We start from the raw sequence: 17,735 nt of genomic DNA, 5'->3' as shown, positions 1-17,735 counted from the left end.
GTAATAAAACTTTAGGAAAAAGCATTGGCTGTCGTATTTGTAGTAAATACGACAGCCAATCAACTTACATTTGGCGAACGTTAATGTTCATCACTTGAATCCGATATGCAATTTGCCTCGGGGTCATATTGAGTAAACGCGCGGCTTTTGCTTGCACCCAACCGGCTTGTTCTAATGCTGCAATAACCCTTTCCCGTTCATCCATCTCAGAGTTATCTATAGTGGGCTTATCTACTGGGGTTCGCGGGCTAAATTTAGGCCCATCTAAGCCATCTAGTACAATAAGGTCTTGGTCTATCACCCCACTCTCACTCATTACCGATGCCCGTTCTAACAAGTTTTCCAGTTGCCGCACATTGCCTGGCCAGTCGTAGGCCATCATCATTCTTATGGCGCTGTCGGTTAAGGACAGTTCACGGCGCTGTTGTTTAGCCAATTTTTCTATCAAAAACTCCGCTAAATCGGGTAAGTCTTCGATACGGTCGCGTAATGGTGGCGGGAACATAGGCATTACGTTCAGGCGATAATACAAGTCTTCGCGAAAGCGTTCCTGCCTCACTTCCTCTTCCAAGTTACGGTTAGTAGCCGCTAGTATCCGTACATTCACGTTAATGGTTTGAGTGCTACCCACTCGCTCAAATTCCCCTTCTTGTAATACTCGAAGCAATTTAGCTTGAAAAGCAGCTGAGATTTCGCCAATCTCATCTAAAAATAAAGTGCCACCGTCGGCCATTTCAAAACGGCCTTTACGTTGTTTTACCGCCCCTGTAAACGCACCTTTTTCGTGACCAAATAGCTCAGACTCTAATAAGTTGTCGGGCAGCGCCGCGCAGTTGAGTTTTATAAATGGCCCTGTTGCACGTGGCGAGTTGTAATGAATGGCGTTAGCAATTAACTCTTTACCAGTGCCCGACTCCCCACGAATTAAGACTGTGCTGTCCCATTTAGATACCAAACGGATCTGCTCAAATACGCGTCGCATCACCCGTGAGTGGCCAACAATGTTGTCCATGCTGTAGTTGCTACGGACTTTTCTGCGTAACCTATCCCGTTCAGCTTCTAGCTGATTGGTTTGTACTGCCACGTCTTTCGCCAGCAACACACTTTTAGCAATTAGGTTCGCGGTCATTTCAAGAAAACGGGTAAACGACGAGAGCTTTTGCGGATCGTCTATTTGCGGTTGGGCCGCTAATACACCCAGTACCTCATTAGCTTTTTTAATCGGCACAGCTATAAAAGGTAAATCTAGCGCGTAAAGATCCAGTTTGTCGGCAAAGCGTAAATCGTTAGACACTTTGCTTAATACAATAGGTTGTTTTTTAGTTAGTACCGTTCCCACTATGCCTTCGCCGGGGCGATACCGAACATTCTTGGCCACATTATCACCAGCGTGGTTTGGCGTATGTACAGAGTCTATGTTGAGCATTTGTTCGTTTTCAGCAATCAACGCTAACATGGCATGCTGTAACATGGCTTTGTCGTGCAGTACTTGCAGCACTTTACTGACACTTTGTTGGTAATCCAAACTGTTAGTTAACACACTGCTTACGTCGTACAACGCGGCTAAGTGACTCTCTGCTATATGTGACTCGCGTTTTGTTGAATATTCCATTATTCACCTCGCTTAATACTACGTAGAGGAAGAACGATGCGGGCTTTACAGCCGCCTAAAGAGGTTGATTGATATTGAACCGTGCCACTATGCTCACTCACCACTTGCTGCACAATGCTCAAGCCCACGCCCCTACAACCGTTATTATTGAGGGGCTTGGTGCTGTAAAAAGGTTCAAAAACCTTGAGTTGCAGCTCTTTTTTTATACCTGGACCACTGTCTTCAACGGTTATTTCAATATCTTCATCAACCAGTTGCGTACTGCATACAATTTCACGGCGTGTTTTCTTAGCTAAATCAATGGCTTCTATGGCGTTATCAATAAGCTGTTTTATAGCCACCCGTAATCGAGATGGCTGGCCACTTAAGGGGGGTAACGTACCGTTTAAGCTCAGTTGCATGGTGATACTGCGAGACAACAACCGTTGGTTACTCATTTCAGTCACCTCATGCACCAACTGATTAACGTTTACCGACTGTACAGCTTCTTGCGGCTTTTCCGGTAAGGCACTTTGTAATTGATCAATGGCAGCATGACCCGCTTCTAAGCCAGCTTGCATCGCATTGGTTCGTGCACAACTATTAGCCCCACCACAAAACATCTGCAGTGCTGAATCAATCATGTTTATCGGGCCCTGAATCTGGTGAATAGCCGCATGCAAGGCTTCCTGCATACTGTGCAACGCTTCTGATTCAGCGGTAGAGCGTTGTAACTCTGCTAAACGTTGTTGCTCTTGGCGGCGACGCTCACGGCTTACTTCACTTAAGGTGATCACCAAATAGCGGTCTCGCTTTGGTACAAAGTAGTCATCAACCTCAGCACCGCTTATTTTTACAGACGACAAACAGCAAGAGAACCAGCGCTTACGCTTTCCTTTGCCGACTTCAATATTGAAGTTTTGTCCCTCGGTAAAGGGTTCTTCTGTTTGATGATGAGCATTGTTTATCCGCTGCCCTAGTTGCGTTAACGCAACACTTACCGGCTCTTGCGAAAAATCACTGCGCAAGGTTTTGTAAGCCAAGTTGTCTAATACCACTTGGTGGGATTCGTCGACTAAGGCTATTGCCACTGGTGCAGTGTTTAGTACAGCCTCAACCATAGCTTTTTGATTAGCGGCCTTAGTTTGGTGTTGGTGCCGCTCACTAATATCTTGATGCACACTCATGTAATGAGTGATGTTTCCGGATGAATCGCATAAGCCGGTAATAGATAGTTCGGCTAAATAGCGCTGACCATTTTTCTTGCGATTAATTAGCCGCCCCTGCCAACTGCCACCAGTGCTTATGCAAGACCAAAGTTCTTGGTAAACGTCTAGCGGAGTGGTTTTAAAACTGAGTAAAGAGTGATTGCAGCCAAGCAAATCATTTGGCGAATAACCAGTTACTTGAGAAAAGCGTTTGTTTACGAATAGGAAGTTCGCCTTTAAATCGCTTATCGACATGGCCATTGGCATTTGTTCTAAGATCTGAAAGCACTGTTCAAGGATCTCGTTCTTACTCACGGGAGCCAAGTCTTGAAAAGCTTGCTCCATGGTTGATTTAAGTTCATTCATCATCCAATCAATCCTTTGCATTGCTGAGTTAACTGCTGAACATAAACACACAATGCAAGCGGTATTCCCGAAACTAAATCGCCATGCCACGGGGCTCAGTTAGAAATACTTTGTTTGATTTACAACAAATTTAAGTAAATTATCAGTAATTATTGTCGTATTTATCACCACTTTAAGCCCCGGGTAAATGTGAATCGTTTTTATCTAAGGCCATGAATAGCTAGGCTTCTCTCCCTATATCGGAGCAATTCACCAACTTGGTACACAGCCTGCAATTGCATTGTTAACCATCCTCAAGTTTAGGAAGTACACAATGGCTGACTACCTACTTATTTTTATTAGCACCGCAGTGGTAAACAACGTGGTGTTAGGAAAGTTTTTAGGTTTGTGCCCATTCATGGGTGTCTCAAACAAAATAGATAGCGCCTTAGGTATGGGCTTAGCCACTACCTTTGTGCTGTGTTTAGCCGCAGTAGCTGCATGGCTTATTGAATCCTTGCTACTAGCCCCTCTAGGTATTCAGGTAATGCGAATTCTAGTTCTGATTCTGGTGATTGCTGCAGTTGTGCAACTCACCGAGTTGCTGATTCAAAAAAACAGCCCAGAACTTTATCAAGCCCTAGGGATTTTTTTACCGCTTATTACCACAAACTGCGCGGTGTTAGGGGTGGCGCTACTCGTGGTGCAAAACAACATGAATTTTCTTGAAACCCTGTGTTACGCCTTTGGCTCTGCCGCCGGTTTTAGTTTGGTCATAGTGTTGTTTGCAGGTTTAAGACAGCGTTTAAAGCTCGCCAAAGTACCTGCTGCCTTCGCTGGCTTACCTATCGCCTTTATTACTGCAGGATTGTTATCAATGGCCTTTATAGGGTTTAGCGGCATGGTGGGTTAGTAGGAGTATTACCATGATTATTGTATCTATTGTTGTACTAATTCTGATTGGCGCATCCTTAGGCGCCTTATTGGGCTGGGCGTCTAAAGCGCTCAAGGTTGAAGGTGACCCAAGGGTGGATGAACTAGAAGCCATGTTACCGGGAGGTCAATGCGGCCAATGCGGTGAGCCAGGTTGTCGCCAAGCAGCCGAAGCCATGGTAGATGGCCGACTGTCCCCCACCAGTTGCCCGCCGGGCGGTAACGGATTAGCGACCAGTATTGCTGGTTTACTGGGTGTGGAAGTAAGCAATAACCCGGATGCCGTTCCCCTAGTGGCGGTGATTGACGAGTCAAACTGCAGCGGTTGCACCCGCTGTTTTAAAGCCTGTCCCTTTGACGCCATTGTAGGCGCAACTAAACAAATGCATACGGTAATAAGCCAAGTTTGTACCGGATGTAAGCTGTGTGAAAAAGCCTGTCCTCAAGGTTGTTTAACCATGCAAGCACAAACCATACAGCTAAACACATGGCAATGGCCAAAACCCAAAATCGCTTAGGAGTAGCCATGTTCAATTTAAAACCCAAGCCTTTTAGTGGCGGGGTACATCCCAAAGAGTACAAAGAGTTAACGCAGCAACAAAGCATTAGCCGAAGCTTTACTCCTGACCGGGTTTACCTCGGCATGCAGCAACGAAATGGGTCTATGCTGAGTTGCTTAGTATCGGTAGGTGATGAAGTATTTAAAGGTCAGCTTATTGCTAAAGGCAGTAACGACATGACAGTACCTTTGCATTCGCCGGTAAACGGCAAAGTAGTAGATATAAAACCTTACCTAAGTAGCCACCCCGCAGGAATTAAAAGCCAAACCTTGGTCATTACCTGTAATGGCGAAAAACAATGGGGAGAAGATTTCCCGCCAAGCGATTATCAAAAATTAGACCATGAACAATTAGTAAAACGGGTACTTGATGCAGGCGTAGTGGGTTTAGGCGGTGCTGGTTTTCCCAGCGGAATTAAACTCCGTTTGGCGCGCAAAGCCAAGGTGCACACGCTACTGATTAACGGCGGTGAATGTGAACCCTACTTAACCTGCGACGACCGCTTAATGCAAGAGCATGCCGCAGAGATCATCGCGGGTATCAACATCATACTTAAAGCCATTGGCGCAAACAAAGCCATCATCGCTATCGAGGATAACAAGCCTGACGCTATCGCTGCGATAAATGCAGCTAGCGAAGACTTTAGCAATTTCAGCATAAAAGTCGTCCCTAGTCTTTATCCGATGGGGTCAGAACGGCATTTAATAAAAGCGGCCACTGGCATAGCCATCCCACCGGGCCAACTCAGCACTGCCCAAGGTATTTTGGTGCATAACGTTGCTACGGCTAAAGCGATCTATCAAGCAGTGCGATTCAAACGCCCCTTGATCGAACGCGTGATCACAGTATCTGGTGATGCAATTGAATCGCCGGCCAACATTACCGTGCCCATTGGCAGCCTAGTATCGCAGGTAATTGCAGAATGTGGCGGGCTAAAAGTAGAAGCCAAGCGGATGATTGCAGGTGGGCCGATGATGGGCCAAGTGCTGCCTTCTCCGTTTGTGCCCATAGATAAAAGTATTGGCGGTTTGCTAGCGCTAAGCGAAGACAAAATCAATCATCGTAATAGCCAAGATTGTGTGCGTTGCGGCAACTGCGTAAAGGTGTGCCCCATGGGGCTTATGCCCTTCCAAATGGCAGCTCATAGTAACCACGATGATTGGCAGGGTGCCCAGCAGTTTGGCCTAGATTCCTGTTTGTTATGCGGAGCATGCAGCTATATATGCCCCTCTAGTATTCCACTGGTTCAATATTTTCAGCATGCAAAATCTAATATCAATGCCCAACGTAGCATGATGCAAAAATCCAATTTAGCTCGCCAGCTAACCGAGGCGCGTCAGCAGCGCTTAGCCAAAGAAGCCGCAGCTAAAAAGGCAGCCAAAGCATCTAAACGTAAACGCCCTGCTCGCGCTCGAGTCAGCCAAGGAGAAACTAATGAGTAAAATCAATCCCATTGCCGCACCACATACTCATTCGGGTACCTCTACGACAAATATTATGTATTTAGTGGTGTTGGCGCTGCTTCCCGCCGCGCTCTATGGCGTTTACCTATTTGGTTTACCGGCACTCACTGTATTGGCTTCCTGTGTTATAAGCGCTTTAATCGCAGAGCTTGCTTGTTTGCAATTACAAGGTAAACGCAGCCTAGCGGCCTTAGATGGATCAGCCTTGTTAACGGCTTTGTTGCTGGCAATGAGCCTTCCTGCAAGTACCCCATGGTGGATAGCAAGTTTTGGTTGCTGTTTTGCCATTACTTTAGGCAAACAAGTTTATGGTGGTCTTGGGCATAACCCCTTTAATCCCGCGATGCTAGGGCGCGTAATGCTGCTGATTTGTTTTCCCGTTGAACTCACTAACTGGCAAGCCATCTCAGTTCCAGATATCGGGGCTCAAGGAATCATGTTAAATCAAGCGTGGTTAGGCATTGATGGAATTAGCGCTGCAACACCTTTAGCTGATCTCAATCAGCTGACTAATTGGCAAGATCTAGCCTTGGGAAAACATGCAGGCAGCCTAGGTGAAACGAGTGCTCTACTGATTGCACTAGGCGGTGTGTTTTTGATCTGGCGAGGCATTATTCGGCCCTATATCCCACTGGCCTTAATCGGTGGATTATTTGTTCCCGCGACCATCGCTCACATGCTAAGCCCTAATGATTACGCTTCTGGTATCTCTCATCTATTGTCGGGCGGAGCAATGCTAGCGGCGTTTTTTATTGCTACTGACATGGTCACATCCCCCACCAGTCCGCGCGGACAACTCTTGTTTGGTGCTGGTTGCGGTATGTTGATCTGGTTGATTCGTAGCGTTGGTAGTTACCCCGAGGGCGTGGCCTTTGCCGTGCTAATAATGAATGCCTGTACTCCGGTGATAGACCACTATCTTCGGCCAAAAATATTTGGTGCTCAATCGCTATTTAGACGCAATAAAGGAGTGTAACAATGGCCTTACCCTGCGTAGAAAAACACATTAACAGTAGTATCTATCAGTCACTCTCTTTAGCTTTTGCGGTAGGTATTTCAAGCGCTTTACTGCTCGGCTTGAACATCATTACTGAACCCGCCATCGCCCAGCGAGTGAACGAAGATAAACTTGCAGCTATCGACTTAGTCATGCCGCAGCAAAATTACAGTAATTCTCTGCTCGCCACCGAGCATAGCTTCAACATTGATGACCGCACATACACTGTTTACAACGCCTTAGATAAGCAACAACAGGCCAGTGGTTATGTTGTGCAACTAAGTGCCAAAGGCTATGCCGGCCCAATAAACCTTTTAGTTGGGGTAAACGCTGAATTAAGCATTACCGGAGTGAGAGTACTCAACCACAGCGAAACACCAGGCTTGGGTGACAAAATAGAACTTGCCAAAAACCCTTGGATATTAAGTTTTAACGACAAAAGCTTAGCTAATACTACAAGCAAAGGCTGGGCGGTAAAAAAAGATGGTGGTGAGTTTGATCAATTTACTGGCGCAACCATCACACCGCGCGCTGTGGTAAACGCAGTGCATCAATCACTGTTAGATTTAAATACTAAACAAGGAAGCTAGCATGAGCCAATACAAACGCATAATTGCCGACGGATTATGGAATAACAACGTTGTGCTGGGCCAATGTTTAGCCTTGTGTCCCTTGTTAGCCGTAACGTCCAGCGCTACAAACGGCTTAGGTTTAGGACTGGCCAGTTTAGTTGTTATGGTATTAGCTAACTTAATTAGCGCCTTAACTAAAGATTATGTTAGCCGCGCAGTGCGGATCCCAATCAACATTTTGATGATAGCAACCTTAGTCACCATAACCGACATGGTACTTAATGCTTGGGTTCATCCGCTACACAAAGTGCTTGGCTTGTTCATCCCATTAATCGTGACTAACTGTGCCATTTTAGGTCGAGTTGAATCATTCGCTAGTCGCCAAGCACCGTTACCTGCTGTGGTCGACGGCTTAGCCATGGGCATTGGATTTACTTGGGTATTGGTATTCTTGGGCGGTATTAGAGAAATAATTGGCTCAGGAACGCTGTTCGCCGATGCTCATATTCTATTGGGTGCAGCATTTAGGGCGATAGAGTTTACCGTAATACCTGACTACCGAGGCTTGCTGTTAGTGATACTGCCGCCAGGTGGTTTTATTGTATTAGGCATTTTACTTAGCGTGCATAGGCTTATTCAACAAAAACTACAGTCTATGGCTACGCCCGAGCTAAGCCCTACAGCACAATCAGAAGGAGCGTAGTGATGTTAGTGAGTATTGCTTATGCCACCCCACAGCAGCAACTGTGCATAAATGTAGATGTAGTGAATGAAAGCAGCGTGATTAACGCTTTACATCAATCAGGTATTTTAGATTTGTGCCCCGAGATCCAACTAGAAAAGCAAAAGGTAGGTGTGTTTGGTAAATTCGTTACCTTAGAGAGCCAACTAGTTGCAGGGGATAGAGTAGAAATTTATCGACCGATTACTTGGAGCCCTCCCGTTGAAGATGATGACGACGAAGATGACTAAAAGGCTACATTTATTTCCATCAAACACTGTACCCGCAGTGTTTTTTCGTTATCGATACTGGAAACCAGAACAAACTCACTAAGTAATAAATAGCACAATCTACATGCCAAACCCTGTCACCTTTACAACAATCGTCTGTGTAACAAAATAAAGTGAAATCGTAAGTCACTGTAAATTATGAATTAAAGGGTTGGTTTACTTATTGCAACACTAACGATAAGCCAGCATATTAAGGAGTACGATCATGGCAGAGATAGGCATATTTTTTGGTACTGACACCGGTACTACTCGAAAAATCGCTAAGCAGATCCATCAACAATTGGGGGCGGAACTTAGCGACAAGCCGCTTAACATTAATCGTGTAGACATAGACACCCTATCCTCTTACAAAATGCTTATTTTAGGTACACCAACCCTAGGTGAAGGCCAGCTACCTGGTTTAGCAGCCGATTGCCAAACAGAAAGTTGGGATGAGTTTATGCCACAACTAGACGTAGCAGACTTTGCAGGTATTAAGGTGGCATTATACGGTTTAGGCGATCAAGTGAACTACGCAGGCGAGTTTGTTGATGGCTTGGGTGAATTGTACGATGCGATTCTAGAAACGGGCGCCGATGTTGTTGGCGAATGGCCAGCCGAGGGTTATGAGTTTGACGATTCATCTGCGTTACTAGAGAACGGTAAGTTTGCTGGCCTAGTGTTAGATAACGATAATCAGAGCGAGTTACACCCAGAACGTATTAGCGGTTGGTTAGAACAAATTAAAGCAGAGTTTGGTGTGTAGCACCCTATAAAACCAGTACCTAGGGCACATACTAATGTGCCCTTTCTATTTCATGCTTTACTACCAATATTTCTGGTGATTTAAAGCCTCAATACACGCTGTTTCCCCAGTGATTGGCGCTAGTGGAACTTCACTCAAAGACTGAGCTAGCCAACCTTCGGGATGACTCAATACTAAAGGTGCTTTAATCATATCTTGGCTAATCTGACTAAAACCCACCTTTGAGTAAAAACTTGGATCGCCATAGGTGACTAACACCTCACCGCCTAAAGCACGTAAATGTTTGATGCCGGCTTTAATTAGCTTCTGCCCCACGCCTTTTCCTTGCTGGCGAGTAGCCACTGCCACCGGTGATAAAATAAAACCAGCTTGCTTATTGGGAAGCACTAAGCGGCTAAAAAATATGCTGGCGACGATCTCGTTGTCTTCTTGAGCAACAAAACCAATCAAGTCTTCTGCTTTGGTATTAGCCACGATGTCAGTGACCAAATGGCCAATTAGTTGCCCCTCTTCTTTTCCTTCTGAATCAGAGAATACCTCAATAAAAAGTTGAATCACCGCTGGTGATTGATTAGCGTTAAATAATTCGAACAACATTGTTGCACCTACCTTAATTATCGAAGAGGAAAATGGCTTTCAGATTAGGCCATTGCTGGCTCAATCCCACTAGGTGAATCATTCCTATAAGCAAACAAATTACAGAACTCCACAACCAAAACCTTGGTGTATTGCCCATAGGCTTTTTAATCAACAACAAGCCAGCCAATCCGCGAACTGAATAGACCAATGTAATCAGTACTAAAACAATGCGCGGATAAGGTAAAGCGAATGATAGCGTTGCGGCAGAAAAAGCATAGAGCGCCCAAACCGAAAGAACAGCAACAATACCGCAGGTGATTAAGGCAGGTTTAATACTTTTTTGCTCTGCCAGAAGCGCCATTTTTTCACCCGCGCCGAAAAAGCGATACCACGATGCACCAAAAACAATACAACCCACGTGCATAAGGGCGGCTATAGCACTGAGTGTTCCTGCCGCTAAAAGAAAGGTATTCATAAATAACCCTTTACTTAAAGTTATGTAAGCCTAGCGTATCGTAACTGTTTATCTTAAAACTGATTTTTAGGCGGTGTTAAAACTAGCACCTTGTATTGGTTTAATTCGTCTTAGCTACTCATTACTAATGGCAAGAATTTCGCTGATCACCGCGTCAGAAAACAACGATTTAGACAAATACTGTTGGCCGCCAGACTTAGCCACCAAAATTAAGCCCAACTCTGTTTCAATCACCCGCTGAATGTCACTCCACAACACTGACGTTTTTGTATAGGGGTTTTGCGTGTTGATGCCGTTCTCGTCAAGGCTCAACTTTACTTCACTGTCGGCACTTCTGCCCCACATTTGGCGGGTTAGCCACCATGCACGGCGAAACCGAATATGTAGCACTTCCATAACCGCTAAAACAATTAGCATAAATCCGACCGTGCCTGAGTCTTCAATAAACGCTAGCAACCCCATGCCCAAAACAAAAAACACTACAGGAAGCGTATAATTGGGCTTGGCATTTTTTCCATAGGGTAGAGTTTGATCAAAGCACTCTGCAAGATAAGCGCGAGATAAAGTAAATTGAGTGGTAAACGCCTGCATAAAACTCACTTATAAATGTTGAGTATTGTTAGTAACACTTAATGGTTGAATGGATTATTAGTCATCGTTAATCTTAAGCTGTAAGTGCTACTTGCTAATGGGCTATTTTACTGTTTTAACGACACAAGGGAAACGCTAAACCAATGGTGGTGGGCAATTACTCATTGAACAAGTAACAAATAGCTACACCACAAAACGCCATAGCAATAACCACTGCAGTGTTAATTTTGGCGATGCTTGTTTATGCTAAAACCATTTTGTTTGAAGGACAAAACACAATGCTGAAAAAGTTAAACGTTTTCGCTGCAATCTGTGGCTTGTGTTGGGTAATGCCCAGCCTAGCTGAGCAATTTGAACCTAAAACTTTAGAAATAGTTACCTTACAAAATGGCGCTCAAGTACAGTTGAATGACGACTTTACCTGGCAATACCTGCTGTTAAACACGCAAAGTGAAACAACTGCCTCAGTTGAAACAAGCAATGCTGTATTACCGGTTGCTGTAGCAGCCTCAGAAACACCATTGGCTAATTCAGAGTCTTCTCATTCACCTGAGCGTTTAAGTGACATAGCGATCAATCAAGCTGAGTTACTAAAGTCTACTGCAAAGAATGGCGTAAAAATAAGCCTACTCAACAGCCAATGGGATGATAAAGACCGGCTTGGTCAGCATTTCCAACTGGTCAACACAGGCACCAAAAACTACGTACAAATATTGCTTGAAGTCAGTTTATATGCCGACTCTGGTACCGTATTAACCCAGCAAGAAGTAAAAGTTTGGCAAGCTATTTTTAGGATGCCAGACACCTATTTGCGCAAAGAGCAGTCACGCACCAGTGAGATTCTTTGGTTTGAGGGGGTAGATAAAACCCAGTGGGATAAACAATTATTAAGCCTGAAAATCACCAATATGGAATCACGCTAATACTGTTTCAACCCTGTGCTAATGGCGCTTGCTTTAAGCTTAAAGTCGCTTAACCATTTGCAGATCGGTAATAGTTTCACCTTCAAAAGTGTCGGTAAGGCTATTAGCCGAAAACTCAAATCCAAGTTTACGATAGAAGGTAATCGCTACCTTATTTGTATCCAGCACATAAAGGTTCATTTCCTCTATGTCTTTTGCTTTCGCTTTTAACGCTAGTTGCGCCATTAATAGTTGCCCTATTCCCTTTCGGTAAACGCTAGGACAAAGGTAGAGTTTATGAAGTTCGAGAATTGCAGCAGAAGACTTAGCTTCGCTATAAGATAAGAAACCAACAATCTGGTTATTGTCTAATGCCACCAATACATGTTCAACGCCGGTACTAATGGCTTGGAGCCATTCACGTTGCCTTAACTGAACCGTGTACTTATCAATATAGCCTTTTGGCATTAAGCCCTTAAAAGCAGACTTCCAAGCGTTAACATGAATAGCAGCAATAGCGGCTACATCACCTAACAGTGCTTCCCTTACTTTGCGCTCCATGATGTCCTTCTCAAATTGCGAGTGTTAAACAAAAGCTTTAAGGCTCAAAACTAGCCCAAGCCGCATAGCAATTATACGTATCAAAATCCGCTATAAGAAAACCCGAAAACTCATTTGTTTAACAAGAGTTTCCATACGGCTTACTTAGACCAAACAATAGCACTAACTAATTGGTGAATAAGTGTTCTACCTATCAAATTGATAGAATTATCATAAATGTGAATATAGGGCTGAAGAAGAAGGAGCTTAGCGGAATATTAGGCTTACTTGGCTATTGGATTAGCTTTTGAGGCCTAAGTTTCTAGGCCCTTTAACAATCGCTAATTGGTAATGGCAAACAGCTTAGATGGTATTACCCTGGTGTTAGTGGCTACTTAACAATGAACCTAAAGTCTTCAATTTCGCCTAGCTCATTAGCGTGCAGAATGTAGTCGGTGTTCATGTCAGCTTTGTTTTCGTAAAAGCGTATTTCATATCCACCATTGAGCTTGTCGTAAGCTACCGTGTATTTGCTGCTAACTTTACTCACCACAGCATTGGCGCTTACTTTGCCATTTGCTAAAGGAGTGCTGGTGGTCAAATAAGTAAGCATGTTGGTGGAAAGATCGTCAAACGTAAGCGTATAAAACAGTTTTTTCTTTACCAATTTTTGGTCAACAACTTTGGTTGAGTAACCTTCAGACGAATAGTAGCCGTTGGTTTTAACGATTAGCTCAAACTCATCTTCTGCTGTTGGTGCCGTAGACACACATCCTGATAAACTAAACATTGTGAGAGTTAATATGATTAGCTTTTTATACATTAGTCACCTCATTCCTCTTGATAGTTACATCATACAATAGCATCATTATCTGGTTGGATCAGTTCAAGCGTAACAAGGCTGACAAAACAGCTCAAAAAGTACCAAAAAGTGAGAAGCAGGTTCGCCCAAAACACAGCCTATGAAACAGCTAAGATTATTTGTGGGAGTCTGTTGCTGAATGTTGTCTATTGCTAACTGCGGTAGCTGTCACTTTATGAGTAGGTTCTAGTGGCGACATTAGCGACTGATGAATACAACTTAAGGTGAGCTTCTTCTCAAGAGTTATAGATATCTAATTTATTGAGCGTTTAAGCTGTTTATGCTAAAACCGCTACGCAATGCCTGAGGTAATCGCTGTGGGCCTAGCAAGGCTAAACCCATTATGGCTATTAGCATTAGCTCCCAAAAACCAAACACGGTTATTTACTTAGGTTTTTGCTGCCGCCAGTTTCAACTCGTAAACCGGTTTCTGGAGTAGTTTTACCCTTATTGTCTTCGCTCATAGCTTGTTTAAAGCCTTTAATAGTAGTGCCTAAATCGCCGCCCAAACCGCGTAAGCGCTTAGTACCAAACAATAAAGCAACAATTACGGCCACTATAACCAGTTGCCAAACACTAATTCCACCTAAACCCATGCTCACTCCTTTTTGTTTTCTTGCTCTTAAACAACAAACAGGCTCAGATAGAGCCTGTTTTAACGTTTACCGGGTAACTTAAACGCCTAGAGCACTACCGTCGTTTTTACGAATCGCCACTACTGATGCACGCGGGCGCAAATCAACACCAACCGGTGTTTCTTCTGCTGCGTTGGTGCTGTAAGGCCAGTTACTTGGGTGTTGAACACACACAAACATAGTGGTGTAGTCAGGGCTTATGGTAAAGCCTGTAACTTCACAACCGTTTGGTCCTACAAAGAAGCGGCGCAATTCACCTTGGTTTTCGCTGTTAATGGTATCAGCATTACCGTCGGCGTCTTTTATCGCAGAAGGCACTACTGCCAGCATTTGATCGTTGGTGTAGTTTTTAACTTCGTCTGCACCGTTATCTGTTTGAATCCACATAATGCCGCGCTTATCAAATGCCAAACCGTCTGGGCTAGCAAATTGATTAAACTCACCCAATCCAGATAGGTTGGTGTCTGCGTCACCGTCTGCTGGTGAACCAAATACAAAGATGTCCCAGCTAAAGTCGGTCGCTGCGTCACCTTCGTCCCAACGAATTACATGGCCAAATTTGTTGTTTAAGCGCGGATTAGCAGGGTTTGTACCGGTGGTGTCGTCACGTCGAGTATTGTTGGTTAGTGTTAAATAAACAGAACCAGTAATTGGGTCTACGGCACACCATTCTGGGCGATCCATTGGAGTTGCGCCAACTAAATCAGCAGCGCCAGCGGTGTTTAAAATAATGTCTTCCAGTGCTGCAAACGAGTCGGCCAATGTGCCGCCAGCAGTGGTCGCGCTCTCTAAGGTAAGAGGTAACCAATGGCCTACGCCGTCAGCGTCAAACTTGGCAACGTAAAGTGTGCCTTGGTCCATGTATTTGTCACCTACCGCTAGGCGATCTGTTGGGTCTGCATCGGCTGCATCCCACATTTTCTCAGACACAAATTTGTACATGTACTCAAAGCGCGAGTCGTGGCCTGAGTAAAATACAATGGGTTTACCAACTTCAAGTGTTCCAAAGGTACAACCTTCGTGGCGGAAACGGCCTAAAGCAGTACGTTTTACGGCGCGTGAGTTTGCTGTGTAGGGGTCAATTTCTACAATGTAACCGTGGCCGTTGGCTTCGTTGCGATAATCGTCCATCGCCGTTGCGCCAGTAGGTGTTACGTCAAAACGGGCAAACTCGTCTACACGCTCAGCAGCGTTACCAGCCAGTGTCTCCCAGCCATAACGGGTGGTGCCAGATGTGTCTAAACCTATGCGGTCTTGCTCATCAGTGGTAGTGCCAGTGTTAATAAAGTACCCAGGCCAGTTTTCTTCACAGGTTAAGTAAGTGCCCCATGGTGTGTAGCCATTACCACAGTTGTTTAGCGTGCCACGAGCTTGGCTTCCGTCTGGCGAAAATGGCGTAGCTAGTTTGCTTGAGTGGGCTAATGGGCCAGAAATATCCATAACAGTAGCGCCGGTATAGCGGCGGTTTAACGGGTCGGATTCTAGCATCATCCATTGACCATTATCTTGCAATTGAATGCGAATAACACTAACGCCATGAGCAGCAATTTCCTTGCGTACTTGGTCTATGCTGCTGCGAATGCCATCGGCATCAGCATCTGTACCAGTGGGGTGTAGCGCGTTTTGATCAATGTACTCGTGGTTTACGCACAACAAGCCGTCGGTACTGGCGTCGTTTAGCGGGAAGAAGTGCAAACCGTCGTGGTGCATGCCCATCGCATTATTTTGGTCTATTGCATCGTTGCTACCGTCATCTTGCCAAGCCGACGCAGTGGCATTTATTGGTTGGCCCCAAGGTGCAAGAATTTGTGCAGTGTAACCTTCTGGTACGCTTACAGCATCGATTTTAGAACCAGCGATTGAGTTGAAGTTTAGCGTTGCGCTAGGTGTATCACCACCGCCAACAGCACTGCTGCTAGAAGAGTTACAGCCAGCTAAACCAAAAGCACCAAAGGTAGCCATTGCGCCTAAGCCTAAGCCGCCTTTTAAGATTTTACGGCGTGAGAGGTGCACATCTAGCACTTCATCAAAGCTTGGGTTTTTACTTTTGTTAAAACGCGTTGGGTTAAATGTTTCCTTGCTCATTTAGCTATATCCTAGTTAAGTACTCTCATTTATTGTTCGGATTAAGCTAATTCCACAATGTTACATTTACGTTAAGTTTGTATGGATTATTTTGTGACTTTGCTAAGCGCTAAGTAATTAACAAGTATACTAATAAACCAGTAATCGCCGTTTCATCTATCTCTAAAAAAATAGTATTAATTTCCAGGATAATATTTCGCTTTTATAGACAATACTCAACATTTATCTCTAGAAAGCTTACTGAAGTAATACCCAAGTAATCATCAAAATTTTGTGCCTATTGACTTAAATACTCATTAGTTAAAAGAAGACCCTTGACACGTTTTAACCAACCACTGACGCTGTTGCTGTTTTTGCGCTTGCCCAAGAAGCGCCTCTTCAATTTTTGATTTTGCTTCTTCAAAGGGTATTTTGTGTTCACCCATGATTTGTTTGCACCATAACAAGTGGTAACCCATACCCGTAAAAATAGGCTGACTAAAACTCGCTTCGTCCATATTAAACAGGGCTTCGTCTAGCTGAGGTAATAACTGGTCTCGTGCGACTAAACCCAGCTTGCCACCACTTACCGCGGTTGGACATTCAGAGTGCCGCTCGGCTAACTGTTCAAAATTGTCACTATTCACTTGCTTCGCCAACTGATAAATACGTGACTTAGCTTGAGTTGGCGCATTCTCTTTAAACTGCTCATTAACAGTAATCAGAATATGATGGGCCGCTCGCCGTTCTACTTGTAGAAATTTTTCAGGGTACTGCTGATAAAACGCTAGGGCTTGCGCTTCGCTAACGGGCGCGACATTTTTACTGACATACGCCAGCACAGCTTCACAACTAAGTTCTAAACGTAGCGCGTCTCGCAGCCTTGGCTCACTTAGCTGATTAGCCAGTAGCGCTTTATTAAATGCTTCAGCGGATTCAAAATTTTGTTTGATAAGCGCTAAACCTTTGTTTAGCTGCGCATCATCAACATGCACCAGTTTTGCTTCTTTAGAGGCAAGCACTTTTTGCTGAATATGAAAGGATTTACTTACTACCCTTTGCAACTCGGCGACCTGTTTTGGGCTTAATTGATCTGGATTTAGTTCAAACAAAGAAATGCTGGTTTTCATACAAAGATAAGCTTGAGGGCTGTCTATTGAACTAGTTAACGGACTATCTGCAGTAAGGTCTACGCTATCCAACATAAGCGGCCTCCTCAAGGCTTACCAATGCGCGCTCTGGTACCTCTACATCGAGTTCGCCAATTTGAATTCGATAACTTGGGCTAGTTTTAGCTTTACGCCTTACTGCTAATACATCAACAATACTGCCTTTATTGGCCACAATTTCACCTTCTTGCGATAAAGAAAGGCTTAGCGCGGCTTTATCACCATATTCAAATTGATTAGGCTGCCATACCAATTCGGCATCAATTAACTCGGCCTCTTTACAGCCAATGGTTAATCCACGATTAATAAACTGCACCTGATAGATAAGGTTATTTTGTAAATGGTAACCCGATTGTCGAACGTACCCGCAAGCACCACGACGTACTAATAACGCACCTTTTTTGCAGCCAGGGAAACTTCCGTCGTTGCGAATATTCTCAACCACTCTCACTTTGCATCCGTAACCAAATTTTGCTGTATTCATCTGCTACCT

20 protein-coding genes are annotated in these 17,735 nt (G+C 44.4%); 9 read left to right on the top strand and 11 right to left on the bottom strand.

What is annotated here, in order from left to right; genetic code table 11:
- Window positions 1-64: 64 nt before the first annotated feature.
- Both nifA and nifL read right to left on the bottom strand, forming a co-directional pair.
- Window positions 65-1,612, bottom strand: a complete 1,548-nt coding sequence (nifA, locus tag ACLD71_RS16130; protein ID WP_411991340.1) for a nif-specific transcriptional activator NifA — start codon at window positions 1,610-1,612, stop codon at window positions 65-67.
- Window positions 1,612-3,168, bottom strand: coding sequence for a nitrogen fixation negative regulator NifL (nifL, locus tag ACLD71_RS16125; protein ID WP_411991339.1), 1,557 nt, complete (start codon window positions 3,166-3,168; stop codon window positions 1,612-1,614). The genes nifA and nifL overlap by 1 nt, the downstream gene beginning before the upstream one ends.
- Before the next feature lie 310 nt (window positions 3,169-3,478).
- Between nifL and rsxA the strand changes: the two genes are divergently transcribed.
- The 8 genes from rsxA (at window position 3,479) to ACLD71_RS16085 (ending at window position 9,425) form a co-directional block, all read left to right on the top strand.
- Window positions 3,479-4,057 (top strand): electron transport complex subunit RsxA, encoded by a 579-nt coding sequence (gene rsxA, locus ACLD71_RS16120; protein WP_411991338.1) that lies wholly within the window; start codon window positions 3,479-3,481, stop codon window positions 4,055-4,057.
- A 13-nt stretch (window positions 4,058-4,070) separates the two neighbouring features.
- Window positions 4,071-4,595: an RnfABCDGE type electron transport complex subunit B gene (locus tag ACLD71_RS16115; RefSeq protein ID WP_411991337.1), complete on the top strand. Its 525-nt coding sequence runs from the start codon at window positions 4,071-4,073 to the stop codon at window positions 4,593-4,595.
- An 8-nt stretch (window positions 4,596-4,603) separates the two neighbouring features.
- On the top strand, window positions 4,604-6,079 hold the full coding sequence (rsxC, locus tag ACLD71_RS16110; protein WP_411991336.1) for an electron transport complex subunit RsxC: 1,476 nt from the start codon (window positions 4,604-4,606) through the stop codon (window positions 6,077-6,079).
- Complete coding sequence (locus ACLD71_RS16105; RefSeq protein ID WP_411991335.1) at window positions 6,072-7,076, top strand: RnfABCDGE type electron transport complex subunit D; 1,005 nt, start codon at window positions 6,072-6,074, stop codon at window positions 7,074-7,076. The genes rsxC and ACLD71_RS16105 overlap by 8 nt, the downstream gene beginning before the upstream one ends.
- Window positions 7,077-7,078: 2 nt before the next feature.
- Window positions 7,079-7,687, top strand: a complete 609-nt coding sequence (locus tag ACLD71_RS16100; protein ID WP_411991334.1) for an RnfABCDGE type electron transport complex subunit G — start codon at window positions 7,079-7,081, stop codon at window positions 7,685-7,687.
- Window position 7,688: 1 nt separating this feature from the next.
- Complete coding sequence (locus ACLD71_RS16095; RefSeq protein WP_411991333.1) at window positions 7,689-8,372, top strand: electron transport complex subunit E; 684 nt, start codon at window positions 7,689-7,691, stop codon at window positions 8,370-8,372.
- A 2-nt stretch (window positions 8,373-8,374) separates the two neighbouring features.
- The gene (locus tag ACLD71_RS16090) at window positions 8,375-8,641 is read left to right on the top strand and encodes an RnfH family protein (protein ID WP_303508955.1); all 267 of its coding nucleotides are present in this window, start codon (window positions 8,375-8,377) and stop codon (window positions 8,639-8,641) included.
- 244 nt (window positions 8,642-8,885) lie between these two features.
- Window positions 8,886-9,425, top strand: a complete 540-nt coding sequence (locus tag ACLD71_RS16085; protein ID WP_137673240.1) for a flavodoxin — start codon at window positions 8,886-8,888, stop codon at window positions 9,423-9,425.
- Window positions 9,426-9,485: 60 nt separating this feature from the next.
- Here the strand turns inward: ACLD71_RS16085 and ACLD71_RS16080 are convergent, their stop codons facing one another.
- The 3 genes from ACLD71_RS16080 to ACLD71_RS16070 all read right to left on the bottom strand — a co-directional run bounded on the left by ACLD71_RS16080 (window position 9,486) and on the right by ACLD71_RS16070 (window position 11,070).
- Complete coding sequence (locus tag ACLD71_RS16080; protein ID WP_411991332.1) at window positions 9,486-10,022, bottom strand: GNAT family N-acetyltransferase; 537 nt, start codon at window positions 10,020-10,022, stop codon at window positions 9,486-9,488.
- A 13-nt stretch (window positions 10,023-10,035) separates the two neighbouring features.
- Entirely contained in the window at window positions 10,036-10,479 is a 444-nt protein-coding gene (locus tag ACLD71_RS16075; protein WP_411991331.1) for a hypothetical protein, read from the bottom strand.
- Window positions 10,480-10,593: 114 nt separating this feature from the next.
- A complete protein-coding gene (locus tag ACLD71_RS16070; protein ID WP_411991330.1) occupies window positions 10,594-11,070 on the bottom strand; it encodes a YcxB family protein in 477 nt (158 codons plus the stop codon).
- 278 nt (window positions 11,071-11,348) lie between these two features.
- Here ACLD71_RS16070 and ACLD71_RS16065 point away from each other — a divergent pair, with 278 nt between their 5' ends.
- A complete protein-coding gene (locus ACLD71_RS16065; RefSeq protein WP_411991329.1) occupies window positions 11,349-11,993 on the top strand; it encodes a DUF3157 family protein in 645 nt (214 codons plus the stop codon).
- Between the two features lie 39 nt (window positions 11,994-12,032).
- Here the strand turns inward: ACLD71_RS16065 and ACLD71_RS16060 are convergent, their stop codons facing one another.
- From ACLD71_RS16060 to ACLD71_RS16035, 6 genes are all read right to left on the bottom strand, one after another.
- The gene (locus ACLD71_RS16060) at window positions 12,033-12,533 is read right to left on the bottom strand and encodes an N-acetyltransferase family protein (RefSeq protein ID WP_411991328.1); all 501 of its coding nucleotides are present in this window, start codon (window positions 12,531-12,533) and stop codon (window positions 12,033-12,035) included.
- Between the two features lie 370 nt (window positions 12,534-12,903).
- Window positions 12,904-13,335, bottom strand: a complete 432-nt coding sequence (locus ACLD71_RS16055; RefSeq protein ID WP_137673246.1) for a hypothetical protein — start codon at window positions 13,333-13,335, stop codon at window positions 12,904-12,906.
- Window positions 13,336-13,754: 419 nt separating this feature from the next.
- Complete coding sequence (tatA, locus tag ACLD71_RS16050) at window positions 13,755-13,970, bottom strand: twin-arginine translocase TatA/TatE family subunit (protein WP_303552791.1); 216 nt, start codon at window positions 13,968-13,970, stop codon at window positions 13,755-13,757.
- 78 nt (window positions 13,971-14,048) lie between these two features.
- Window positions 14,049-16,094 (bottom strand): PhoX family protein, encoded by a 2,046-nt coding sequence (locus tag ACLD71_RS16045; RefSeq protein WP_411991327.1) that lies wholly within the window; start codon window positions 16,092-16,094, stop codon window positions 14,049-14,051.
- Window positions 16,095-16,390: 296 nt separating this feature from the next.
- A complete protein-coding gene (gene nifM / locus ACLD71_RS16040) occupies window positions 16,391-17,278 on the bottom strand; it encodes a nitrogen fixation protein NifM (protein WP_411991326.1) in 888 nt (295 codons plus the stop codon).
- Window positions 17,268-17,726, bottom strand: coding sequence for a nitrogen fixation protein NifZ (locus tag ACLD71_RS16035; RefSeq protein WP_137673250.1), 459 nt, complete (start codon window positions 17,724-17,726; stop codon window positions 17,268-17,270). The genes nifM and ACLD71_RS16035 overlap by 11 nt, the downstream gene beginning before the upstream one ends.
- Between the last annotated feature and the right edge of the window lie 9 nt (window positions 17,727-17,735).

This window comes from Agarivorans sp. DSG3-1, from assembly GCF_046774965.1.
Taxonomy (GTDB): domain Bacteria; phylum Pseudomonadota; class Gammaproteobacteria; order Enterobacterales; family Celerinatantimonadaceae; genus Agarivorans.
Note: the sequence above shows the minus strand (reverse complement) of the source record. Positions and strands in the feature narration are given on the sequence as shown.